This is a genomic window from Aquibacillus kalidii, from assembly GCF_014280935.1.
In the GTDB taxonomy this organism is placed as follows: Bacteria; Bacillota; Bacilli; order Bacillales; family Amphibacillaceae; genus Aquibacillus_D; species Aquibacillus_D kalidii.
In genome coordinates this window covers 171,273-194,015 of record NZ_JACLZI010000056.1, presented here as the reverse complement: position 1 = coordinate 194,015, position 22,743 = coordinate 171,273, and the positions used below count along the sequence as shown (strand labels likewise).

General features: G+C 38.0%; 22 protein-coding genes and 1 tRNA gene. 18 read left to right on the top strand and 5 right to left on the bottom strand.

Going from position 1 to position 22,743, the window contains the following annotated elements:
- Positions 1-101: 101 nt before the first annotated feature.
- Positions 102-338, bottom strand: coding sequence for a Parvovirus coat protein VP1-like protein (locus tag H7K77_RS16655; protein ID WP_186579392.1), 237 nt, complete (start codon positions 336-338; stop codon positions 102-104).
- A 231-nt stretch (positions 339-569) separates the two neighbouring features.
- Here H7K77_RS16655 and H7K77_RS16650 point away from each other — a divergent pair, with 231 nt between their 5' ends.
- Together H7K77_RS16650 and H7K77_RS16645 are read left to right on the top strand one after the other, a co-directional pair.
- A complete protein-coding gene (locus H7K77_RS16650; protein WP_186579390.1) occupies positions 570-794 on the top strand; it encodes a hypothetical protein in 225 nt (74 codons plus the stop codon).
- A 161-nt stretch (positions 795-955) separates the two neighbouring features.
- The gene (locus tag H7K77_RS16645) at positions 956-1,441 is read left to right on the top strand and encodes an STM3941 family protein (RefSeq protein ID WP_186579388.1); all 486 of its coding nucleotides are present in this window, start codon (positions 956-958) and stop codon (positions 1,439-1,441) included.
- A gap of 139 nt (positions 1,442-1,580) precedes the next feature.
- Here the strand turns inward: H7K77_RS16645 and hpaB are convergent, their stop codons facing one another.
- Positions 1,581-3,011 carry a 4-hydroxyphenylacetate 3-monooxygenase, oxygenase component gene (gene hpaB, locus H7K77_RS16640; protein ID WP_186579386.1) on the bottom strand — a complete coding sequence of 477 codons (1,431 nt, stop codon included), beginning with the start codon at positions 3,009-3,011 and terminating at the stop codon, positions 1,581-1,583.
- Between the two features lie 192 nt (positions 3,012-3,203).
- On the opposite strand from hpaB, the gene H7K77_RS16635 reads away from it, so the two are divergent.
- Positions 3,204-4,040: an STAS domain-containing protein gene (locus H7K77_RS16635; protein WP_186579384.1), complete on the top strand. Its 837-nt coding sequence runs from the start codon at positions 3,204-3,206 to the stop codon at positions 4,038-4,040.
- 253 nt (positions 4,041-4,293) lie between these two features.
- Here H7K77_RS16635 and H7K77_RS16630 read toward each other — a convergent pair whose 3' ends face one another.
- Positions 4,294-4,803, bottom strand: a complete 510-nt coding sequence (locus H7K77_RS16630; RefSeq protein ID WP_186579382.1) for a DNA topology modulation protein — start codon at positions 4,801-4,803, stop codon at positions 4,294-4,296.
- A gap of 95 nt (positions 4,804-4,898) precedes the next feature.
- Positions 4,899-5,759 carry a D-amino-acid transaminase gene (gene dat / locus H7K77_RS16625; RefSeq protein ID WP_186579380.1) on the bottom strand — a complete coding sequence of 287 codons (861 nt, stop codon included), beginning with the start codon at positions 5,757-5,759 and terminating at the stop codon, positions 4,899-4,901.
- A 936-nt stretch (positions 5,760-6,695) separates the two neighbouring features.
- On the opposite strand from dat, the gene H7K77_RS16620 reads away from it, so the two are divergent.
- From H7K77_RS16620 to H7K77_RS16555, 14 genes are all read left to right on the top strand, one after another.
- Positions 6,696-8,438: a sensor histidine kinase gene (locus tag H7K77_RS16620; RefSeq protein WP_186579378.1), complete on the top strand. Its 1,743-nt coding sequence runs from the start codon at positions 6,696-6,698 to the stop codon at positions 8,436-8,438.
- A gap of 80 nt (positions 8,439-8,518) precedes the next feature.
- Positions 8,519-9,190, top strand: a complete 672-nt coding sequence (locus H7K77_RS16615; protein WP_186579376.1) for a response regulator transcription factor — start codon at positions 8,519-8,521, stop codon at positions 9,188-9,190.
- Positions 9,191-9,204: 14 nt separating this feature from the next.
- Entirely contained in the window at positions 9,205-9,351 is a 147-nt protein-coding gene (locus H7K77_RS16610) for a teichoic acid D-Ala incorporation-associated protein DltX (protein ID WP_186579374.1), read from the top strand.
- A gap of 17 nt (positions 9,352-9,368) precedes the next feature.
- Entirely contained in the window at positions 9,369-10,871 is a 1,503-nt protein-coding gene (gene dltA / locus H7K77_RS16605; protein ID WP_186579372.1) for a D-alanine--poly(phosphoribitol) ligase subunit DltA, read from the top strand.
- The gene (gene dltB, locus H7K77_RS16600) at positions 10,868-12,025 is read left to right on the top strand and encodes a D-alanyl-lipoteichoic acid biosynthesis protein DltB (protein ID WP_186579370.1); all 1,158 of its coding nucleotides are present in this window, start codon (positions 10,868-10,870) and stop codon (positions 12,023-12,025) included. Before dltA ends, dltB begins: the two co-directional genes overlap by 4 nt.
- 15 nt (positions 12,026-12,040) lie before the next feature.
- Positions 12,041-12,277 carry a D-alanine--poly(phosphoribitol) ligase subunit DltC gene (gene dltC, locus H7K77_RS16595; RefSeq protein ID WP_186579368.1) on the top strand — a complete coding sequence of 79 codons (237 nt, stop codon included), beginning with the start codon at positions 12,041-12,043 and terminating at the stop codon, positions 12,275-12,277.
- Positions 12,277-13,443: a D-alanyl-lipoteichoic acid biosynthesis protein DltD gene (gene dltD, locus H7K77_RS16590; protein WP_186579366.1), complete on the top strand. Its 1,167-nt coding sequence runs from the start codon at positions 12,277-12,279 to the stop codon at positions 13,441-13,443. The genes dltC and dltD overlap by 1 nt, the downstream gene beginning before the upstream one ends.
- 509 nt (positions 13,444-13,952) lie before the next feature.
- Positions 13,953-14,026, top strand: a tRNA-Gly gene (locus tag H7K77_RS16585).
- 161 nt (positions 14,027-14,187) lie between these two features.
- A complete protein-coding gene (locus H7K77_RS16580) occupies positions 14,188-15,891 on the top strand; it encodes an ABC-ATPase domain-containing protein (RefSeq protein ID WP_186579364.1) in 1,704 nt (567 codons plus the stop codon).
- A gap of 356 nt (positions 15,892-16,247) precedes the next feature.
- A complete protein-coding gene (gene queG, locus H7K77_RS16575; protein WP_186579362.1) occupies positions 16,248-17,396 on the top strand; it encodes a tRNA epoxyqueuosine(34) reductase QueG in 1,149 nt (382 codons plus the stop codon).
- A gap of 37 nt (positions 17,397-17,433) precedes the next feature.
- On the top strand, positions 17,434-17,967 hold the full coding sequence (locus H7K77_RS16570) for a methylated-DNA--[protein]-cysteine S-methyltransferase (RefSeq protein WP_186579360.1): 534 nt from the start codon (positions 17,434-17,436) through the stop codon (positions 17,965-17,967).
- A gap of 100 nt (positions 17,968-18,067) precedes the next feature.
- Positions 18,068-18,931 carry an amidase domain-containing protein gene (locus tag H7K77_RS16565; RefSeq protein ID WP_186579358.1) on the top strand — a complete coding sequence of 288 codons (864 nt, stop codon included), beginning with the start codon at positions 18,068-18,070 and terminating at the stop codon, positions 18,929-18,931.
- Between the two features lie 159 nt (positions 18,932-19,090).
- Positions 19,091-19,564 (top strand): tRNA (cytidine(34)-2'-O)-methyltransferase, encoded by a 474-nt coding sequence (locus H7K77_RS16560; protein ID WP_186579356.1) that lies wholly within the window; start codon positions 19,091-19,093, stop codon positions 19,562-19,564.
- 439 nt (positions 19,565-20,003) lie between these two features.
- Positions 20,004-21,899 carry a PrkA family serine protein kinase gene (locus tag H7K77_RS16555; protein WP_186579354.1) on the top strand — a complete coding sequence of 632 codons (1,896 nt, stop codon included), beginning with the start codon at positions 20,004-20,006 and terminating at the stop codon, positions 21,897-21,899.
- Positions 21,900-21,966: 67 nt separating this feature from the next.
- Here H7K77_RS16555 and H7K77_RS16550 read toward each other — a convergent pair whose 3' ends face one another.
- Positions 21,967-22,122: a DUF4021 domain-containing protein gene (locus H7K77_RS16550; protein WP_186579352.1), complete on the bottom strand. Its 156-nt coding sequence runs from the start codon at positions 22,120-22,122 to the stop codon at positions 21,967-21,969.
- 152 nt (positions 22,123-22,274) lie between these two features.
- Here H7K77_RS16550 and H7K77_RS16545 point away from each other — a divergent pair, with 152 nt between their 5' ends.
- Positions 22,275-22,526: a hypothetical protein gene (locus H7K77_RS16545; protein WP_186579350.1), complete on the top strand. Its 252-nt coding sequence runs from the start codon at positions 22,275-22,277 to the stop codon at positions 22,524-22,526.
- Positions 22,527-22,743: the final 217 nt, after the last annotated feature.

The following is a 22,743-nucleotide window of genomic DNA, read 5'->3' as shown; positions in this document are numbered from 1 at the left end:
TAAGAATTTCGAGAAATGAGGTGGAATACCTATTTCAAAAAATGATTTTTTGACTATAAAAGACTAATCCCTTAACTGAATCGGCTAAGGGATTAGTCTTTTTACATCATTCTTTTCATTTTAATAAGTCGGTACATAATAGCTGCATCTCTACCCATTTTTCGGGGATTTGATAAGAAAGGTGTCACTTGTCTTAAAAAAATATCATCACACATTCGCTTGCCATATTTGCGATAACAAGCATCATGTTGGGCACAAACAGCATCGAGGGCGTTGACTGGAGCACCTGGTCCACTACAACGAGGACCACAATATCGATAACCAGGGAAACAAGGCATGTAACCTTCTCCTTTACAATAGTTTTATTGTTGTATCGTATGGAGAAGAGAACCAAATTGTATAGTATAGGAATCCATGAAGTGGAATAAAAGGGCTTATTGTTAATAAATCCTTTGAATGACTGCGAAGGGAAATATTGTCCAATACATAGGAGAAAGCTTAAATGCTTGGGTATAAAATAAGAATAGAAAGGAAATACTTGAGGAAAGATTAATAGATTAGGTGATAAAATGAGAGAACAAATTGCTTTTCCAGTAGAAAAAGTGAAGATGATGACAGATCAAGAAAGAAAACTTTTAGAAAAGTATAAACAGAAGGAAAAAGAAGCAAAAACGGCAGCATTAAAGATGTACTATACGGGTCACATTCATGCCTTTTACGAAATGGCTAATTTGATCTACCAAGAGAGGTTAGAACATAAAAGCCTATTAGAAAGAAAAGCAGCTAGAGGATAGATTCTTTTGGAACAGAATAATGGAGTAGCCTAAATCGTTCTATGATTTAGGCTTTTTTGTATTCCTTACCTGGTATGGTGTAATCTTTTTACTTTTATTCATATAAAATGTAAATAATGGTAAAATGGAGTGTATTTTCAAAGTCTTAAGGGGTGTACTAAATGAATAATGAAGTGGTAATTGGTGTTAAAAGAATTTCAGTTTTCTTTTATCTATTAATCTCTTTGATTTTTGTTTTATTCGGCATCTTGATGTTGATTGAAGGTAAGTGGCTAGGATTGTTACCAGTGGTTTTCTTTGGTCTTGGTTGTTTTATTTTTCTAAAACAATTGTTTTCCGATCAAAAATTAATTATCTCTAAGGAAGGGCTCACGGATAAGACTGGCACTATCCCTAAATTAGGATTTATCCCAAAAGAAGATATCTTATCGATGAATGCAGATGATTGGTTTGTTTATTTTGAACTAGCAAATAAAGAACAATACTTAGCAAAATCTAAAGCAGTACAATCTATGCAAAACTTAAATGAAAAATTTGTAGGAACTGGCTTTACAATAAGTATTCGACATTTAAAGGTCAAGAAGAAAAAGTTAATTCAAATTTTGACTGAATACGGATATCCGATTGGGCACGAGGGCAAACAATGAAATAAAGAATGCGGTTTAGGTAGCTTGACTACCTAAACCATTACTACCAACCGTAGGGACATGTACAATGGGAATGTTAAACTCTAAGTGAAAAAAGTAGCATCAAACATATCTGTTTTGATGCTCGCCATTACAAAAATCAACTTAAAAATTCCTCTACCCAATCCACAAAGGGCTTCGTATTATATCCGCCATATACCTCAGTCAAAAGTCTTTCCGGACTTCCGAAGAAGAATCGTTCATATTGTGTCTGCCTTGTTCCAAATGGGCTCATTGTTAGATCCCAACCTAATCTAAATAACTTTACTCTGTCATAGGCGTTCTTTGTAGCACTTTGTAAATACTGGTCTAAGTCTTTCCTAATGTCTGAATGGAAGCTAGATTCAGTAGGGATGGAAACCATGCCACTTGAACCAAGCAATTGGATGATTTCTGTTATTCTAGGGTAAATAGATGGAAATTGACTATTAGCCACTTGTAAGGGTGAAAGTTCTGGACGCATCAGTCCAAACTCATCTAACTCTGCATTATACTCGGACTTTAGTAACAAAGCTTCCATTGTTTCAACCGCAGTAATTATTTCCGTAACCTTCGTTCGAACATGTTCATATTCGGAAATGTTAATAGTGTTTACAATGGATTCAGCTACTCCTAGAATAAATTTTGCCTTTACCACCTGTCTAGAAACAACTTGGTGTAGTGTAAACGGTAGAAATGCACTTTCATTTTTGAAGCTATTGGCCACTTCAAGATTGTTATAAAAGAACACCCGATCCCAAGGCACTAATACATGATCAAATACAACAATAGAGTCCATTTCTTCAAAACGAGTACTCAATGGGTAGTTATAAGTAGATTCCCCCTGAACAAACGATTCCCTACAAATAAACTTTAACCCATCTGTATTACTAGGAATAGAAAAAGCAAACGCATTTGCCTCGTCTGTAATCCCACCTGGAGAAAAGACCAGTATTTCATCCGTCATGCCACCTTGTGTTGCTAGTAAACGTGCACCATGGACAACTATTCCATTTTCATTTTCTTCTATAACTTTTGCGGCAATTGGTTTATCGGAGTCCTCAAAATATAGAATAGAGCGGTTTACTTGTGGATTGATAAACGTATGCGTAAATGACAGATCTTTTTCTCTAGCCGTTTCATAAAAGTTTGTCAGGTGTTTCGGAAAACAATTTTCTTTTCCCTCTAGTAATGATGCGGAGGCTGCAAAGGTCATTAGTACTGTATTCATATAATCAGGACTTCTTCCAAGTAAGCCAGCTGTTGTCTTAGCCCAAGTCTGAATCATCTGGCGGCGTTTCGTTAGATCCTCTTTCGTTTTAGGCTGTAAAAAGGAGGTTCCAATCCTACTTCCATCTGAAGATATAAAGGACATAGTATTTAATAATTCCTCTTGATGTTGCTGGTCGTAAAGAAGTGCCTGACTAGCAACAGTGCCTTTAAATGCTGGATGTTTTGATATATCTCCGCAGACTTTTTCCCCGTCAATCCATATCTCAGCTTGTTGTTTATCCAAACGCTGCTTATATTCCTTACCAGAAATCATACCCATACATTCCACTCCTTACAATCTTTTTCAAGCTCCTCTTTAATCATATTTAGGTAGGGGATGTACTATGTGTAAACAACAATAAATGGTCATTAGACAAAATATAAGAGGAATTTTCTATTTTGTAACGAATAGTATTAACCTATAGAATATAAGTACAATTAATGATTTATTTCCACAGAAGGAGCACATCAGATGAAAGAGGAACTAAAGTTTATTGGGGAAAGAATAATGAGCGAGAAAGAGGCTTTAGTTGAGCAAACATATTCCATGGAAGATAAAGAATATGGACAAACCCTAAAAAACTCCAGGTTACCTGGAAAAGTATATAAAGAGTGGCGGACAGAGCTAATTGAGTTTTTGGGTATGTCCTTATTAACCAGTCATGACGAGATAATCGGGAAGGTTAGAGTTTGGGCAAATAAGGTAGGAAGCTTAGCTATCGAAAATGGCGCTCAGCTTGATCAAACAATAAGAGTTTTAGCGATTTATAGAACGGTTATTTGGGATTGTTTTACGGATGAACTAGCGAAAAATAATTTCTCTGCAGTAACGATGTTAGATGTAAGCAAAATCATCAATCCTGTGATAGATGAAATCAGCTTTGTATTGAGCCATATTTACGCTGATTACAATCAAAAAATGATGGAAGCGACCAATGTTACCTTAAAGGAGCTTTCTGTGCCAGTGGTTCCGCTTGGAGAAAAGGCAGCCATCCTTCCATTAATCGGAGAGATAGATACCTATCGTTCTCAACTTATTATGGAAACAGCCTTGCAACAGAGTACGAAATTAAAGCTTGAAAACCTTGTGATAGATGTTTCTGGTGTACCTATAGTTGATACTATTGTAGCGCATAACTTATTTCAAATTGTTCATGCGTTAAAGCTATTAGGGGTCGATTCTATCATTACTGGAATAAGACCAGAAATTGCGCAGACAATGGTAACGCTTGGTATCGAATTTAAAGAAGTACACACATTGGCTAACCTAAAACAAGCCTTGGAGAAGATTGGTTTTATGCAGTCTTAATAGAAGGCTCTTTACGTTAACTTGGTTTTTTCTATTGCGTAGTTAAGAGAAAATGCGTCATAGTGTAAATCGGTTGTAAAGAATGAGTGCAACGTTGATATCCGCTCCGGGCAGTTGCTTTCCGTAGCGGCACCTAATAAGTTACTTCGCATTCTATGGAAATTGTGCAAAATCTACATAGTTATGAAAAGAGCATAATAGAAATATGTACAAAAGCCTAAATCGGATTGATTTAGGCTTTGCGCATAATTTTCTACTTTAATCTTATATTTTTAACAAAACGCCTAGTCTGTTTTGGAGACTTTAACTCAATAATATTTTTATCCTTCAGTAGGCCTAGCTTTGTTTTAATTGCTGGGGTATTTTTTCTTTTATAATTAGCCACCCAATGTATAAATTGTAAATCTAGTTTCTCTGGACAGCCTTCTCCCATGTCGGGACGTGTTTTTCCTCGATACTGTATTCGTCTTCTCGTTATTCCATACAAGCATCGAATAGTAGAATAATTCAAAAAAATGATAGTATCACATGCCTTCATGCGGTCATCCATGGTCGACCCGTAGTTTCCATCTATAATCCAACTTTCGCTTTTGAAAATTGTCTGCTGAATTCTTATATTATCTTCTCTGGAAATTGGATTCCATCCTGGCTGCCAGTAGTAGGCATCTAGGTGATGAACGGGGATATGTAATAGTGCACCTAATTCTTTGGCTAAGGTTGATTTACCTGCACCACCACTTCCGATAATCATAATTTTCCTCATAACTAACACCACTTTATTTTAAATTTAGTAAGATTAAGGGGGAAATCTAGCTTAATGTTTCGTGTAGCATGGGATAGCTTCCGTTGTTTGTTAATCTAAAAAATAGTCTTCTTTATACGTGCATCTTGCTCATAAGCAGTTTGAAGCAGTCTTGTGATCTTTCCCGGCTTACCATTGTTAACAAGAGATTGGTTAATTGCTACAATCGGCATTACCTCGGCGGTACTGCTAGATAAAAATACTTCATCAGCATCGTTTAGTTGTTCAAGCGTAAAAGGGGTTTCCTCAAGTAGGATTCCATTTTGTTTGGCTAATTTTTTTACCCTAGATCGTACACACCCATGTAAAATGTTGTTTGTCTCAGGGTGTGTAAATATTTTGCCGTCTTTTACTATATATGCATTGGACGAACTGCATTCGGTAACGGTTTGATCTCTATGTAAAATCGCTTCAAAACAACCATTTTCCTTCGCTTCTTGTTTTGCCAATACATTAGGTAGTAAATTCAGGCTTTTAATATAACAATTGTGCCAACGCACATCTTCCTGTGTGATGACACCTACACCTTCTTGTAATCTAGTAGTAGGTCTAGGTAAATCCTGTACATAAGCGTAGAAATTTGCTGATACCCCTGGGAAGACGTGATCACGTGGTGCTGAACCACGTGTGACTTGTAAATAAACTTTGGCATCGCTAGTCACCTTGTTTTTAATTAGAAGCTCGTTTAACTGTTTGTAAAGTTGATCTTCGCTATAGGGCAGTGTTAGTTTAATAGCTTTGGCAGAACGAATCAGACGTTCTACATGCTCTGTCAAAAGATAATAGTTCCCCTGATAAATACGAATAACTTCATAAACGCCATCCCCAAATTGTAGCCCTCTTTCATCAAACGGGTAGTGTAGGTCATCTTTATGGATAAAACCAGATTGGGTAAGTAAGTTCTCATATAGTTTCACATATTTTCCTCCTTGTATATAATGTTTAGGCTCTCTATTAAGAGGCTTCAATCCTTACAAATTTCCTGCCATCTATGTCAAAAGTCTTGAACCCCCTGATATATCTCAAGATAATTATCTTGAAATCTTCTGAGACAATACTTTTTCCTCCTATCGGCTCGAGCACACTCTAAGACTGTTTCTCAGAGTACTTGTGGAACTTCGATATCTGGAACTGTAATACAAAACTGTCAATTTGTAAAATGTGTGGGGAAACATGAGTATCACAAAACATATTCCAAATGGAATAACACTTTGAACAAGTTTTGTTTATTTGTTTCTATAGGTCTAACTATTTGGGGATTTTACAGGAGTTCATTACTCCTAATATTTTTCGGTATGATACTAGATTCTCTTGCGGACGTTGTTACTTTCAGTATTGTTCCGTGTATCATCTTTACCCTGTTCCATGAGTATATAGCCCATCTGTAAATATTATCTGCAAGTGCCGTTCTTCATGCGTCCCCAACACCATTCTATTTGATATATGTTTCCTACCTCATTGTCATTGTCGTTAGAGTAAGTCGTATCGTAACGAAAAAAGGCTGCCAGTCGGTAGCCTTTTTTGCTTTGCAAAATTATGGGGATTTATTACTAAAATATGGGCACATTGTCTTTTGTGTAATTCATATACTGATTACCTTGTAGTGAAACCCTCTTTTGCTTTGCAAAATTATGGGGATTTATTACTAAAATATGGGCACATTGTCTTTTGTGTAATTCATATACTGATTACCTTGTAGTGAAACCCTCTTTTGCTGTGATATGCCAAGGTACAAAAATAGGTTCCGTAACTTGAAAAAAAGGTGTACTATAGGGAGGTTGTATGTGGACACACAAAGAACATACTCATAGATTAAGATTAATACACTGCAGTATTAAATGAAGGAGTATGAAATGAGAAAACGTGGTATCACCGTTAAATTGTTTGCTGTTACAGCTTTATTCTTTTTAGTGTTTTATGCCATGATTATGATATTTCAGCTATTATTCTTTGATCGTTTTTATCAGTACCATAAAACTAAAGAAGCAGCAGAGCACATACGTCAATTAGCAGAAGATTATGAGAAACATTCCTGGAGCGAAGCGGAATTGATAAAACAGACACTCTCTTATATGAGGGAGACTAAAAGTCCGTTGACGATTGTAGACGCAGATGGTTTTCAATTGGTACAGGATCCCTTTAACATCATGCTGGATACAGGAGATGGAAAAGTTGTGGAAGTATCACTTTCCATATTCATAACAGATTATGGAAAACAGGTGCGAGCATTGAACATCATAAAGGGAGATACATTGATTGTGCAAGGAGAATTAGATGCTAGGGTTCCTTCGGTCATTTATCCATCTGTTGTTACAAAGGATGCGTCTAGTGTTGGTGAAGAGTTAGTTGAGAATGAAGTGAAAATTAAAGGGAGAGTTAAAAGTATTTCGCTGCCTAAGGCTGGAATGATGAATAGAGGACTAGGACTTCTCTATGATGGGCTGCTAGAATGGTTCCCCCTTGAGGAGGAGCAGATAAAGCAGCTTTCCAAAGGGGAAAGTCTGCAGCTGGACTGGGTGGAGTCATGGAGTGGAAAACAAAATTTAGTACTAATTGAGCCATTTAAGAAAGACGGAGAAATGCAATTAATGTTCTCTGTCACATCTCTTCAGGAAATCAAAGACACCAATGAAGCACTCCGAATATTTTATGTATATATTGGTGTCGCGGGCTTTATTCTAATCCTTTTACTGTCGTTATTCTACTCCCGTTTTGTTAGCAGACCTCTGATTAAGCTAAATGAAATGGCAAAAAAAATGGTGCATCTTGACTTCTCATCGGCGAAGCCAATTAAGCAAAAGGATGAGCTGGGGAGCCTCTCAAATAATATGCTTGTTATGGCCCGAAATCTGGATGCTGCATTAAATGACTTGAAGCAAGCTAATGGAAAGCTTAAGCGGGATATGGAAAAGCGCGAGCTAATGGAAAAGGAACAGCGCGAGTTTTTTGAGCATGCATCACATGAATTGAAGACACCGCTCAGCATTGTTAAAAGCTTTGCTGAGGGGCTGCGAGATGGTGTCAGTCCAGATAAGCAAGATCACTATGTAGAAGTGATCATCGAGGAGTCAGACAAGATGGAAGTGCTGATCAAAGATATGCTAGATTTGGCTAAGTTGGAGAACGGTGTTATCAAATTAAGAAAAACATCTTTTCTGCTCGGTGAAATGATTGAGGATTTAGCAGACAAGCTATTCTGTATAGCAAAAGAGAAAAATGTCATAATTGAAATCATGCCGAAAAATGAACAGCCTATTTTAGCAGATTATGAGTGGATGGAACGAGTAATGCAAAATCTCCTTATTAATGCGGTCCGGCATAGTGAGCCCGATTCTGTCATTGCGATTCGAATCGAATTGGATCAAGAAAATGGCGACAGTGTGTTCATAATTGAAAACAAAGGCAAGCAAATACCAGAAGATCAGCTAGATAAGATCTGGAAACGTTTCTATCGGACCGAATCTTCTCGAAGCCGGATGACGGGAGGTACAGGATTAGGGTTGGCAATTGTCCAGCAAATTCTAGATTTGCATGCATTCCGTTACGGAGCGGAGAACATCCCTGACGGTGTGCGTTTCTATGTTCGTTTTAGGTAATGGATAAATTGCTTATAAGGACACATGAAAGACATATAACCTTGTTAATATATATTTATTGATTGGAAGGAAGATTCACGATGGGGAAGAAAGTATTGCTTGTCGAGGATGAAGTGAGAATCCGAGAAATTGTAGCCGACTATTTCAAAAAGGACGGCTGGGAGGTGTACGAAACGGATAATGGGAGCAGTGCAGTTGACTGGTTTAATGCTATTTATCCGGATTTAGTCATTCTCGATATCATGATGCCGCAAATGGATGGATTTGCTGTCACCAAGGAGGTTCGAATGAGATCTGGTGTACCAATTATCCTACTGACAGCGAAATCTAGTGACAATGATAAAATTCATGGATTTGAACTCGGAGCCGATGATTATGTTACCAAGCCGTTCAGTCCAAAAGTACTAGTGGCCCATGCAAATTCCTTAATGAAACGGGCAACAGAACATTACCTTCCGACTGGTCATATGATCAGTTTTGGTGAAGCAATTGTTAATACGAAGTCCCATCAGCTTCAGCTTGAGGGCCAGCAAGTCGAATTGTCACCAAAAGAATTTGAATTATTGGTGTTCCTACTTCAGCATAAAAATAATGTACTTTCACGCGAAACAATTTTGAATCATGTATGGGGGTTGGACTTTGATGGTGATAGTCGGGTTGTTGATACCCATATTAAGAAGCTAAGAGCTAAATTAAACTACGAATCACATCATATCCGGACTGTTATTGGAACGGGTTATAAATTTGAATAAAAGGAAGATGGAAAATGAATAAGCTTAAGCAGCTGTATACGCAAACAGGTGTCCGTTTTGCTTTGCATACTTGTTTTTATCTGGCAATTCTTGTCACTTTGTTCTTGATGTACGGATTTCACACAGCCAATACAGGCAATTATATTTATAATGATTTCTAAATGGAGAAGATGAAAAAATGAAACTTTTAACACATATTGCACAGCATGCAGCAAGAAACCCGGAACAGACAGCATTTCGTACAGAGGACCAGGTGCTGAACTATGGATTGCTTTGGGACAGGTCGAGCAGGCTGGCAAGCTTCATACATGCCACGCAGCTCGGGCGGCAGACGCCAGTTGTTGTGTATGGTCATATGGGAATCGATATGCCGGTATCGTTCCTTGCCTGTGTACAGGCTGGCCACCCTTATATACCGGTAGATACATCTATACCACTGGAACGGGTTCGTCTTATCATTGAAAAATCCGGTGCAGGATTGGTAATTAATACAACAGATAGCATACTGGATGTTGATAATGTCACTGTTTTACACATACCGGCACTGCAGTTGGAACAAGAAGAGCTGATTGGTGATGAATACTGGGTCAAGCCTGATGAAGTCTTTTATATTATTTATACATCCGGCAGTACTGGAAATCCCAAAGGCGTTCAAATAACCGCAGCAAATCTCGAATCCTTTACCGATTGGATGACAAGGGATTTTCCGTTAGATCAAGGAAAGGTGTTCTTGAATCAGGCGCCTTTTTCATTCGATTTGTCTGTGATGGACTTTTATCCAGCGCTGCAGAGTGGGGGTTCCATTCATGCATTGGAAAAGGAAGTGAGCAATAAGCCGAAGCTTTTGTTTGATAATTTGAGCCGGTCTGCACTGCAAATATGGACATCGACGCCATCCTTCGTGCAAATGTGTTTTCCAAATCCGGACTTTAATCAAAAGATGCTTCCTGAGCTTGAATTATTCCTTTTTTGTGGTGAAGTACTACCGCTAGCAGTGGCCAGAGAGCTGAAAGAACGTTTCCCAAGAGCAAGGATTTTTAATACCTATGGGCCTACAGAAGCAACAGTTGCGGTGACGTCAATAGAAGTTACGGACGAATTGCTTGCTCACGAGAAGGTACTGCCTGTTGGCTATCCAAAATCCGATATGCGTATTCTCGTAGTGGACGAATTGGATAATCCGTTGCCTGAAGGTGAAAAAGGGGAGCTTATCCTTGTAGGGCCAAGTGTGTCAAAAGGCTATCTGTGTGAGCCACTGCTGACAGAAAGTGCATTCGGCATTATAAACGGAATGAACGCCTATCGTACCGGAGATGCTGGCTATATTCAAGACGGGTTGGTGTACTGCCAAGGCAGATTGGATTATCAAATCAAGCTACATGGTTACCGGATGGAGCTGGAAGAGATTGAGTTCCATCTTAATCAGTCTGAATATATTAAGTCTGCCATTATTATCCCTCATACACGAAACGAGGAGATTGAATATTTGATTGCGGCAGTTGTACCAGCGGATCATGACTTTGATAAGGAATATAAGCTGACGGCTGCTATTCGAAAGGATCTTGCTTTGCGCTTGCCAGCATATATGATCCCCCGTAAGTTCACGTATTACACTGCTATTCCAATGACGATGAATGGGAAAGCAGACCGTAAGAAAATGAAGGAAGAGGTATTCGCATGACCCCGTATAGCTCTTTCCTTTTCTTTATAATTCTTGGTATCTTGTTGCTGCCGACGATGATTCTTGGGATATTGGGCAAGCGCCTGCGGTATTACAATGTGTTCGTCTCCATTGCTATACTGGCTATTATATTTTCAGAAGGGAACGCAGGCTTCTTCTCGTTAGTAGCCTTTACCATCCTCCAGGTTCTACTGGTCAAAGGCTATATTACTTATCGGCAGACGAAGAATAGCAGTCTCGTATTCTATGTAATAAGTTTTCTGTCGATTCTACCTTTGATTTTATCGAAGGTTTTACCGACTTTGGCAGTGGATAACTGGGCAAGCTTTCTGGGAATTTCCTATCTGACATTCCGAGCTGTTCAAATCATTATTGAAACAAGAGATGGTTTGATTAAGGAGCAGATCTCGATTTATCAGCTTGTAAATTTTATGCTGTTTTACCCGACAATTTCATCGGGTCCGATTGATCGCTTCCGCCGATTCCAGAGGGATGAAGAAAAGCATTGGACACCGGAGGAGTATAAGGAACTGCTTTATAAAGGGATCAACAAAATATTTCTTGGTTTTTTGTATAAATTTATTATTGGCTATACCATCAATTCGTACTTCATTATGAATCTTGATCATATAGCGGATGGCAAGTTCACCTATCATCTGTTTTACATGTACAGCTATAGCTTATATCTATTCTTCGACTTTGCCGGCTATACGGCGTTTGCAGTCGGAGTCAGTTATATGATGGGAATCCGATCACCGGAAAACTTTAATAAGCCATTCATCAGCCGTAACATCAAGGATTTCTGGAACCGATGGCACATGTCACTGTCGTTCTGGTTCCGTGATTATGTGTTCATGCGCTTCGTTTTTCTGATGAAGAAGAAAAAATGGGTACAGAACAAAATGATGGTTTCAAATCTAGGTTATATCCTGCTGTTCCTACTAATGGGAGTATGGCATGGATTAGCGATTCAGTACATTATTTATGGAGCATATCATGCCTTGATGATGGCCGGATTTAATTTTTTCGAGAGCTGGAATAAAAAACATAAACGTTGGCCAACAGGAAGAACGATGACAATTGTGTCTATCGTGATCACTTTTCATGTCGTCTGTTTCGGTTTTTATCTATTTTCCGGCAGACTATTTCAATAGAAGGGGAATATAAATATGGATTTCAAAGAGAAAGTACTACAAATTATTGCAGAAGTTTGTGAAGATGATGTTGTAAAAGAAGAGCATGAATTGGATATATTCGACGCTGGACTGATTGATTCGTTTGCGACAGTAGAATTACTTGTTCAGTTTGAGGAGCAACTTGATATTAATGTACCGATTACGGAGTTCGATCGAGATACATGGAATACACCAAATGCTATCGTTGATCGTCTGAATGAGTTGAAATAATGAAGAAGAAATATCTGTTTGGACCAATCATTCTTGCATTGGTCCTGTTTGCCGGGGTCGTATTCGTTCCCTCATCATGGCTGGCTAAGTTAGTTCCAGCGGATCGTTTGGAGGAATCGGCTATCAGCCTGGAGTCAAATATGTTTCAAGGAACATATTTACAAAACGAAATGCTCAAACATTCGAAGTATATTCCAATTTATGGTTCTTCGGAATTATCGCGCTGGGATCCATTCCACCCATCGAATTATTTCGAAACGAATGCTGCTGCCTATACACCTTATTTAATAGGAAAAGGCGGAATGACCTCTATTATTCATGATTTGAACTTTGCAACGCATGTAGATCAATTGAAGAACAAGCAGATGGTCATCATCGTATCGCCACAATGGTTTGTAAAGAATGGAACAGACGAGCAGCATTTTGCACCCAACTATTCCTCCTTACAAGCGTACCAGCTTCCTTTCAATAAGGAAGTGGACGAACAGGTGAAACGAAAATTGATGCAACGCCTAATGACTTATGATGCGGTCAAGAATGACACGATACTTTATCGGCTTTACGATGCTTATCTGAATGACAAAAAGGTTATGTTTAATAATTTATCAGTTCCTGCAAAGGCTTATATATCTATACTCAAGAAAAAAGATCTGTATTTCACACTTTTGAAGGATAACTCAACTAATCGGCACCAGTCGGATGCAGTGAAGGACAAGACATGGAAAGAACTGCGGGCACAAGCTAATACGTATGGCGAAAAACGGACACAACATTCTAAATTCTATATTGATGACAAAGTGTATAAGCATAAGAAGGACTATATTAAGGGAATGGAAGGGAAGAACAAAGGACATTCCTATGCGGAATCGCTTGAGTATGATGATTTTCAGCTGATGCTTGATATTCTCAAGCAAGCTGATGCTGAAGCGCTGTTTGTCATTATCCCTGTGAATGGAGCATATTATGACTACACAGGATTCCCAAAAAAAGGACGGCAAGACTACTACACCCGTATAAAGAAGCAAATTCATGATAGTGGCTTTACTTACGCCGATTATTCCGAACATGAACATGATCCGTATTTTATGCGCGACACGATTCATATTGGATGGAAAGGCTGGGTTTATTTAAGTGAGGATATGCAGAAGTTCCTCGAATTGCACTAGGACGATTCACCTAACAGGTGGGTTGTCTTTTTTTACATTATGATTTATTTTGACAGGTTAGAATATAGAAAAAGATTCGAAGGGAAAATTGAAAATTTATCCGCTTTATTCTGATTTATGAAATTTAATGGGAACAGCCCATATCATGTGTCATTTGCATATTCTATTTTTTGTTTAATTATTATGACTTTTTATTCCCATTATGACAGTAATAGACCAATAAGATTCGGTATTAATTGCTGATAAGAATATAGTTCATGGATTTATTCTGGAGTTATTTTGTTGGAAATGTTTAGTTATAATATATAAAAATAAGAAAGTACCATCTAGCCAACTACTATTCTGCTAATTTTAGAAAGTAAAATAAGAGATGTGAAATAAAAAACGACAAAAAATCTCATTTGCCCCTTGCAATGGTTAAATAGGCTTGCTATAATATAAAACATCGGTTGATTGAGAGACATTCTAACAAAAATTCGACAATATACATAAGAAAAAAATTAAATCATGCGGGTGTAGTTTAGTGGTAAAACCTCAGCCTTCCAAGCTGATGTCGAGGGTTCGATTCCCTTCACCCGCTCCATACATATGTGAGCAACGCAGTGTTTCGTTGAATTGACAACGAAGCATTGCGTTTTTTATATTCGGAAAATTTTGAGAATACATTATAATGTGTCCATCACTTGAAACTAGATTTAATAAGAAGGTATTCTATAAGAAGCAGTTTTATAGAGGGGTGATAGGATGAATAAACTACAAAACATCTTACGACAAATTGATGGTAAAAGTTATAAAGCCTACAAGTCTATCCAAGGTAGCTATTCTTTTCATCGATTTGAAGTAATTATTGATTATGTACAGGGGGATCCGTTTGCAGCCCCTTCCAAAATAAGAATTGTAATTCCTAATGCTTACCGGAAAATGAACAGGGAGTGGAAAGATAAATTTCATAGAAAATTATATACAGAAGACGTAATAGCAAGGTCTGTTGCCAAGGCAATTGCAACTAATGTTGTTACTAGTAAAGGTTCTGGGAAAAGTGGATTAATTGCAATAGACGCTCCTGGTCAAGAAATACTGGAGCGTACTGCTGTTTCGGTTGATCCAAATCACGTGACGATTTGTTTATCGATCGGTCTGCCTGCTAATGGAAGAAGAATTAATGGCAAAGAAGCGGAGAAGCTGTTTATAGAGGCGATTCCAGCAATCTTAGAAAATTCGATATTTACAATAACAGATGAAACAATTATAGAAGCTGTTCAATTGGCAGAACAACACCAAGCGATTCGTGCTCATATGAAAGAAAATAATTTGGTTGCATTTATTGCTGATGGTTCTATTTTGCCTAGACAAAGTGGAATTAGCAATCGACCAATGCACGATGCCATTCCTTTTCAAAGTCCCGAAGAGAACAGAGTTACAGTAAACATACCTCATCGGGATGAGCCGTTGACAGGAATGGGGATTAAACAAGGAATTACGCTAATTGTAGGTGGAGGTTACCATGGAAAAAGTACCCTGTTGAATGCGATTGAGCGTGGGGTGTATCATCATATACATGGAGATGGACGGGAGTATGTTCTAACAGATCCAAATGCAGTCAAGGTTAGGGCAGAAGATGGAAGACAGGTTAGCGCTGTCAATATTACTTCCTTTATTAATGACTTACCACATAAACAAGACACGGAATGTTTTTCAACTACTAACGCGAGTGGAAGTACCTCACAAGCTGCAAACGTAGTAGAATCATTAGAAGCAGGGGCAACAACGCTACTAATCGATGAAGATACAAGCGCCACGAACTTTATGATTAGAGATAGGCGTATGCAACAGCTAGTCGAAAAAGAACCGATTACACCGTTTATTGATAAAGTAGCCCAAATGAATCACCAATTAGGTGTATCGACGATTCTTGTTATGGGTGGGTCTGGAGACTATTTCGATGTTGCCGATCAAGTTATTATGATGGATCAATATTTACCATATAACGCTACGGAGAAGGCAAAGGAAATTCTCAGTAAGTATCCAACAAATAGAGAATCTGACCAAGACGAGACATTTGGTCACGTATCTGCTCGTCAATTTTTAGACGGTAGTCTACAGACAAATCGTGGCAAGAAAGAAAAGGTTCAAGCGAAGAGTTTGACTACTATACTGATGGGGAGAACAGAGATTTATTTAGCTTATGTTGAACAACTAGTAGATCCATCTCAAACAAGGCTAATTGCAGAGGTAATTAGGCATATGGACAAGAAAAACTGGTTGAAAGAAAACATATCTCTGTCCGATTTGTTAGACAAAATTGAAACACAGATAAATAAACAGGGGCTTGGCTCCTTTGCACCATTTGCTGATCAGCATCCCGGTGATTTGGCTCGTCCACGTAGATTTGAAATTGCTGCAGCACTTAACAGGATCCGTACAGCAAAGGTAAAGGTGTTGAATTAACTAATCGAGAGGAATCGTTGCGATAAATGGTGCCTGTTTCAGAATATGTGCACTCATCGCAAGGGATCGTTGCGATAAAAAGAGCTTCTTCAGAATATGTGCACTAATCGAGAGGAATCGTTGCGAAAAACAAGTGCAGCTTTGTAATATGTGCGCTAATCGAAAGGAATCGTTGCGAAAAATGGTGCTGCTTTAGAATATGTGCACTAATCGATATCATTCATTGTGATATTACACTTACTGCAGAGTCTATGGACATTGTGAGTCAAGCAACAATAGTTATAAGAAAAGTCTATAATAACAGAAAGATTTAACTCACAAGCCATGATAGTGAAAATAGGAAAGGAGGGAATGGAATGGGATACAAGGAGTTAAAACAAGAAGTAATTGAATATAGCAAGCAGATAGGTATTGATAAAATTGGATTTGCGTCAGTTGATGAATTTGCAGAACTCAAATCTCGGTTAAAACTGCAAGAGCAGTCTGGTTTCCAATCAGGCTTTGAAAAAGGCTCGATTGAGGAACGAACAGAGCCTACCCGTTTAATGCCTGGAGCAGAATCCATTATAGCCATTGCCATTGCTTATCCATCACGCTTAAAAAATGCTCCAAAGAGTGTGAAAGGGGATCGTCGCGGTATGTTTTGCCGTGCTTCATGGGGAATAGACTACCACCATGTCCTTCGCGAAAAATTAGACAAGCTAGCGTCTTTTTTAAACGAAAAGCTAGAAGGCTTTGAGTGTAAGCCGATGGTGGATACAGGTGAGTTATCCGACCGTGCTGTAGCAGAAAGGGCTGGTATCGGTTTTAGTGGTAAAAACTGCGCGATTATTACACCAGAGTTTGGCTCCTATGTATATTTAGGTGAAATGATTACGAACATTCCATTTTCTCCAGATCAACCGGTCGATGATGGATGTGGAGAATGTACGAAATGTATTGATAATTGTCCAACTGGTGCTTTGGTTGAAGGTGGTCGTTTAAATGCTCAGAAATGTATTGCTTTTGTTACGCAAACAAAAGGATTTTTGCCAGATGAATATCGAGACAAGCTTGGTAATCAATTATATGGGTTCGATACTTGCCAAGTAGTTTGTCCTAAGAATAAAGGTGTTGACTTCCATTTGCATGAGGAACTGGAGCCTGATCCTGAATTAGTGAAGCCAAGATTATTACCGCTTCTTACGATGTCCAATCGAGAATTTAAGGAATCGTTTGGAGTAATGTCGGGGTCATGGAGAGGGAAGAAACCAATTCAAAGAAACGCTATTCTGGCGCTAGCACATTACAAAGAAGAGTCGGCAGTAGGACCACTTATCGATCTGATGAACAAGGATCCACGCCCTGTAATTAGAGGGACAGCAGCATGGGCACTTGGTAAAATTGGCACTCCCGAAGCATACCAAGCCATTGAAGCAGCCAAAGGGAAAGAAACAGACGAAGAGGTTGTTTTAGAAATGGATAAAGGATTGAAATTCCAATCAGCTACTAATACAAGCCTATAGTATAATGGAATAAATCCTTTTTGAAGAGAGTAGGATGATGATGGAGAGGGACGTTAGGCTTTTTTATGAAGAAGTAGGCACACCTATTGGACCATTGACGATTTTGAAAAACAGTTGTGGGGTAATAAGAGTGGACTTTGGATCCGTAATTGAATTAACTGAAAAACATCAGGTTTGGTCGCAGCGCTATTACAATGGTCAGCTGATTACGGAAGATCAAAGTTCTTTGCATGGTGTCAAACAACAGCTTATCGAATATTTTGAGGGCATAAGAGATACGTTTACTGTGCCGTGTCTGTTTTATGGGACTGAATTTCAGAAAAAAGTATGGGATGCAATGGAGAAGGGGATACCTTTTGGTACGACAAAAACCTATAAGCAAATAGCAGAATATATTGGCAAACCAAAGGCTGTGCGAGCTGTTGGTGGAGCTATCAATAAAAATCCTTTAGCCATTATTGTTCCCTGTCACCGTGTTATTGGTGCTGGCGGATCTTTGGTTGGCTACTATGGTGGTCTTGAAAAAAAGAAACAGCTGTTAATACATGAGAAAGCACCAGTCAGTCTATAGATTGACTGATGCTTTTTTTGTCAAGAAGTTCTGAACATTTTTCATTTATTATCATGCCCTTCCAAACATTGTCATATGTTTGGAAGAGAGGTGAACTGTTATGAATCATACTGAACAACTTCAAAAATATTGGTTTGATCAATTGGATTCTCTTAGAGAAGAAAATCTACCGAACTGGATAAGCAATAAAAAAAATCTACATGAAAAACGGGGAAATAAAGTTCCGCGTATTACAGGTACTGGTAAGGTGTATCGAAGCTATGAAACAGTTGATAAGGAAACAAAAGTGAGTTATCAATTAAAGGTAACCTTTTTTATAAAAGAAGGGGATCTTTTTTATCATGAGGAAGAGGAAAGGACCCATGAAGCATTATTTTATAAGGGGACATTAGTGGAAGATAAGGAATTAGAAGTACAAGGCGATAATGAAGATCCACCCAAAATTAATACGGTAGAGAAAGAAGATGTCCGCTCCGCACGATTTGAATACGATCGACGTGCAGCAGTTCAATATGCCGAACGTTGGTGGAATGATTACAACCCTGACTACAGAAAGTTTGATGTGGACTGTACAAATTATATTTCACAGTGCTTACATGCTGGAGGAGCGCCAATGAGAGGAGCACCTGACCGAAGCAATGGTTGGTGGTTCCAAAATAATAATTGGAGCTATAGTTGGGCTGTAGCTCATTCATTCCGGTGGTATTTAAGCGGGTCAAATCAAGGGTTAAAGGGGCAAGAATTGGAAGATCCATCTGAATTACTTCCGGGCGATGTTATTTGTTATGACTTTGAGGGGGACGGCCGCTTTGACCACACAACGATTGTAGTGGCTAAGGATACAAACGGAATGCCATTAGTTAATGCGCATACGACGAACAGCAGGCATCGTTATTGGTCCTATGAAGACTCAACCGCTTATACGGATAATATTCAATACAAGTTCTTTAGAATAGGGGAGTAATGCTTGATAGGAGGGCAAGGGCACTATTCGTGCATCTTGCCTCACTTTTATATAATGTGTCACGCCTCAGAACGAATCCTACCTACTTTCGTATTTCATAATTACAACCAAGTTATGCTATAATAATCAGGTTAATTAAAGTAGCTAGAGGTGAAAATAGTGGCCATACATGTTGTTTTGTTCGAACCAGAAATCCCAGCTAACACAGGAAATATTGCGAGAACTTGTTTAGCTACGAATACTGTTCTTCATTTGATCAGACCACTTGGTTTTTCTACTGATGATAAAATGTTGAGAAGAGCTGGTCTAGATTATTGGCATAATGTTGATATTCGTTATTATGACTCCATTGATGAGTTGTATGATAGAAATCCTGAAGGTGATTTTTATTACATCGAGAATTTTGGAACGAAATATTATACGGATTATGACTTCAGTGACAGTGAACAAGATTTGTTCTTCGTATTCGGAAGAGAGACAAATGGAATTCCTAAAGAGTTACTAGTTGGGAAAGAAGATAAGTGTCTGAGAATTCATATGACGGATAAAGTACGTTCCTTAAATTTATCGAATACGGCAGCAATTCTAATTTATGATGTTTTAAAACAACAAGGATTTCCAGGTTTGCATTAACCATAAAAAAAACGAGTATGGATACCCCATACTCGTTTTTCATTCGATTTATTTCGTTTCATAACCAGAAGCAAAGATTGCTACGATAAATGTTAGTGATACCCCAATAACTAACGCTACCCCCATGTTTGAATATCCTCCTTCAAGATCAGTTGATGTATCGATACTTTAATATTTAGTATGTATAATAGTACGTCCATTATAACGAAAAAACTTCTTGATGTGAAGAAGTAAGTTAGGTTGACCAATACACCTTTAAATTTCAGATAATTCAAATTTTTATTGAGCGCGTACAAAACCCTGTGTTTTCAAGGATTACAAGCGTTTGAAAGTTTAGGGGAACAAGTAAAAATACGTTTAACCATTCATTTTCTTCCTCTGTTTATCATAGATTGTATTATCTAGCTTCTGTTACACCACATTTTGGGAGGTCATCCTAATGGATATTTTAAAAAAGGTCCAGAATTATCGAGAGGATCAAGAAAAGCTAAAGTGGGAAGGAACACTTGCTGACTATTTAGAACTATTAAAAGAACGGCCATATTTGGCGCAATCTGCTCATTCAAGAGTTTATAACATGATTAAACATAAGGGTGTTGAAGAAGTAGAAGGTAGAAAGCATTATAAATTTTTTGAAGATCAACTATATGGGTTAGAAGAACCTTTGGAAAAATTAGTGGAGGAATACTTCCATCCTGCAGCAAGACGATTGGATGTTAGAAAAAGAATTTTATTGCTTATGGGACCTGTCAGTGGCGGGAAGTCCACACTAGTATCCATGTTAAAAAGAGGTTTGGAAGAATATACGTTAACCGATGAAGGTGCAGTATTTGGTATTAAAGGTTGTCCCATGCACGAAGACCCTCTCCACTTGATCCCACATCACTTACGCCAGGACTTTGAAGAAGAATATGGCATTAAAATAGAAGGCAACTTATCCCCCTTAAACGTAATGAGACTTGAAACCGAATATGAAGGACGTATTGAAGATGTCATGGTAGAACGAGTATTTTTCTCAGAAGATAAGCGTACAGGAATAGGTACCTTCAGTCCGTCCGATCCGAAATCACAGGATATTGCGGACTTAACTGGATCGATCGATTTCTCCACAATTGCAGAATATGGGTCTGAGTCCGATCCGCGTGCATACCGATTCGATGGCGAGCTTAATAAAGCCAATCGGGGAATGATGGAATTTCAAGAAATGTTAAAGTGTGATGAAAAGTTTTTATGGCACTTATTGTCCTTAACGCAAGAAGGGAATTTCAAAGCAGGAAGGTTTGCTTTGATTTCTGCTGATGAATTGATTGTTGCCCACACGAATGAAGCGGAATATCGTTCATTTATATCCAATAAGAAGAACGAAGCCCTTCACTCTAGGATGATTGTTATGCCTGTCCCATATAATCTAAAGGTGAGTGATGAAGAACGAATCTATGCAAAAATGATAGGGGAAAGTGATATTAAAAATGTCCACATCGCACCTCATACGTTACGAGTGGCTGCCATGTTTACGATTCTTACACGTTTAAAAGAATCTACAAAAGGGAATTTAAGTGTTCTGAAGAAAATGTATTTATATGATGGACAAAATGTTGAAGGATATAGTGATGCAGACGTTACTGAGCTACAGAGAGAGTTTAATGATGAAGGGATGAGTGGCATTGATCCACGCTATGTGATTAATCGTATTTCCTCCACTATTATAAAAAAAGAAATGACATCCATTAATGCACTTGATGTTCTCCGGTCGTTAAAGGATGGATTAGATGATCATCCTTCGATATCAAAGGAAGAAAAGGAAGAATACATGAATTATATTTCTGTCGCTAGGAAAGAGTATGATGAGATAGCGAAGAAGGAAGTTCAGAAGGCATTCGTTTATTCATACGAAGAATCAGCCAAGACATTGATGGATAACTATTTAGATAATGTGGAAGCTTACTGTAACAAATCAAAGCTTCATGATCCATTGACAGGTGAAGAACTACATCCTGATGAAAAACTAATGCGCTCAATTGAGGAACAAATCGGTATTTCTGAGAATGCGAAGAAAGCATTCCGGGAAGAAATTTTAATCCGTATTTCTGCTTACGCTCGTAAAGGTAAGAAATTTGATTATCAATCACATGAGCGATTACGTGAAGCGATACAGAAAAAATTATTCGCAGATTTAAAGGATGTAGTTAAGATTACGACGTCCTCGAAAACGCCTGACGAGCAACAATTGAAAAAAATGAACGAAGTTGTTGCGACGTTGATAGATGAATATGGCTATAACTCTTCATCAGCAAATGAGTTATTAAAATATGTGGGAAGTTTATTAAATAGATAAATCAGATAGTGATCTCGTAAAAACGGGATCACTATTTTGACTTTTTCTATGTGGGAACTATCGATAATTAACGGTTGTTCCCATCTCTGTCATTAGCACGATCTTCTTCTATTGTTTCAACCATGCCATATTCGCCATTCATTGCTTGTTCATCTTGATCTAAGCCAATTGCTTCTTCTGCTTTTTTTATGGAAGACTCTGTAGCTCTTTTAGATTTTGCCATTGCTGTCACCTCCAATTATTAGCTTGTCTGGGTAGGAATAAGATTATTCTTTAATAACCAATATACTTTTTGAAATCCTACAGTTATATGGAGGGTGGAACATCGGGCATGCTATACTATGTTAAGTAAACTATAAAAAGGTAGGGATTACGTTGAGTATAGAACTAATTGTGTTATTAAGTATTATCTGTATAGGGGCATTAGTTGGAACAGTTTTAGTGGGCTTACAAGAAAGTAAAAGACAGAAACAATATGAGCAAGAAGGCGGTTCTCCTGAGGACGAATTACAAAGATCAAGGGAGTATGAAACGAAGTCATTAAAATCAAATGTTCCGATCTTAACTATTATTTATATCGTCACCTTTTTGTTAGCTATTTTAGCAATGTTTATCTTTGTATGGTAATGGCAAGATTAGTGATAAATTGTTGAACAATAACTAATAAAAACGAACGGGTTTGAGACTCTGCCTAAAGGGGCATATAGTAATATGATTTACTAATTCACACTACTATGCGTGAACATTTTAGTTAACTTATTAGACATCCATTGTAAGCGATATGCAAATTAGGTATGAAGGTAATTGAACAGAAAATTAAAAATAACCATAATCATTTGAATTA

Excerpts from the sequence above, each read along its gene's own strand:
- H7K77_RS16655 (WP_186579392.1), bottom strand. The coding sequence starts at position 338 with ATGCCTTGTTTCCCTGGTTATCGATATTGTGGTCCTCGTTGTAGTGGA.
- H7K77_RS16650 (WP_186579390.1), top strand. The coding sequence starts at position 570 with ATGAGAGAACAAATTGCTTTTCCAGTAGAAAAAGTGAAGATGATGACA.
- H7K77_RS16645 (WP_186579388.1), top strand. The coding sequence starts at position 956 with ATGAATAATGAAGTGGTAATTGGTGTTAAAAGAATTTCAGTTTTCTTT.
- hpaB (WP_186579386.1), bottom strand. The coding sequence starts at position 3,011 with ATGGGTATGATTTCTGGTAAGGAATATAAGCAGCGTTTGGATAAACAA.
- H7K77_RS16635 (WP_186579384.1), top strand. The coding sequence starts at position 3,204 with ATGAAAGAGGAACTAAAGTTTATTGGGGAAAGAATAATGAGCGAGAAA.
- H7K77_RS16630 (WP_186579382.1), bottom strand. The coding sequence starts at position 4,803 with ATGAGGAAAATTATGATTATCGGAAGTGGTGGTGCAGGTAAATCAACC.
- H7K77_RS16620 (WP_186579378.1), top strand. The coding sequence starts at position 6,696 with ATGAGAAAACGTGGTATCACCGTTAAATTGTTTGCTGTTACAGCTTTA.
- H7K77_RS16615 (WP_186579376.1), top strand. The coding sequence starts at position 8,519 with ATGGGGAAGAAAGTATTGCTTGTCGAGGATGAAGTGAGAATCCGAGAA.
- H7K77_RS16610 (WP_186579374.1), top strand. The coding sequence starts at position 9,205 with ATGAATAAGCTTAAGCAGCTGTATACGCAAACAGGTGTCCGTTTTGCT.
- dltA (WP_186579372.1), top strand. The coding sequence starts at position 9,369 with ATGAAACTTTTAACACATATTGCACAGCATGCAGCAAGAAACCCGGAA.
- dltB (WP_186579370.1), top strand. The coding sequence starts at position 10,868 with ATGACCCCGTATAGCTCTTTCCTTTTCTTTATAATTCTTGGTATCTTG.
- dltC (WP_186579368.1), top strand. The coding sequence starts at position 12,041 with ATGGATTTCAAAGAGAAAGTACTACAAATTATTGCAGAAGTTTGTGAA.
- dltD (WP_186579366.1), top strand. The coding sequence starts at position 12,277 with ATGAAGAAGAAATATCTGTTTGGACCAATCATTCTTGCATTGGTCCTG.
- H7K77_RS16580 (WP_186579364.1), top strand. The coding sequence starts at position 14,188 with ATGAATAAACTACAAAACATCTTACGACAAATTGATGGTAAAAGTTAT.
- queG (WP_186579362.1), top strand. The coding sequence starts at position 16,248 with ATGGGATACAAGGAGTTAAAACAAGAAGTAATTGAATATAGCAAGCAG.
- H7K77_RS16570 (WP_186579360.1), top strand. The coding sequence starts at position 17,434 with ATGATGGAGAGGGACGTTAGGCTTTTTTATGAAGAAGTAGGCACACCT.
- H7K77_RS16565 (WP_186579358.1), top strand. The coding sequence starts at position 18,068 with ATGAATCATACTGAACAACTTCAAAAATATTGGTTTGATCAATTGGAT.
- H7K77_RS16555 (WP_186579354.1), top strand. The coding sequence starts at position 20,004 with ATGGATATTTTAAAAAAGGTCCAGAATTATCGAGAGGATCAAGAAAAG.
- H7K77_RS16550 (WP_186579352.1), bottom strand. The coding sequence starts at position 22,122 with ATGGCAAAATCTAAAAGAGCTACAGAGTCTTCCATAAAAAAAGCAGAA.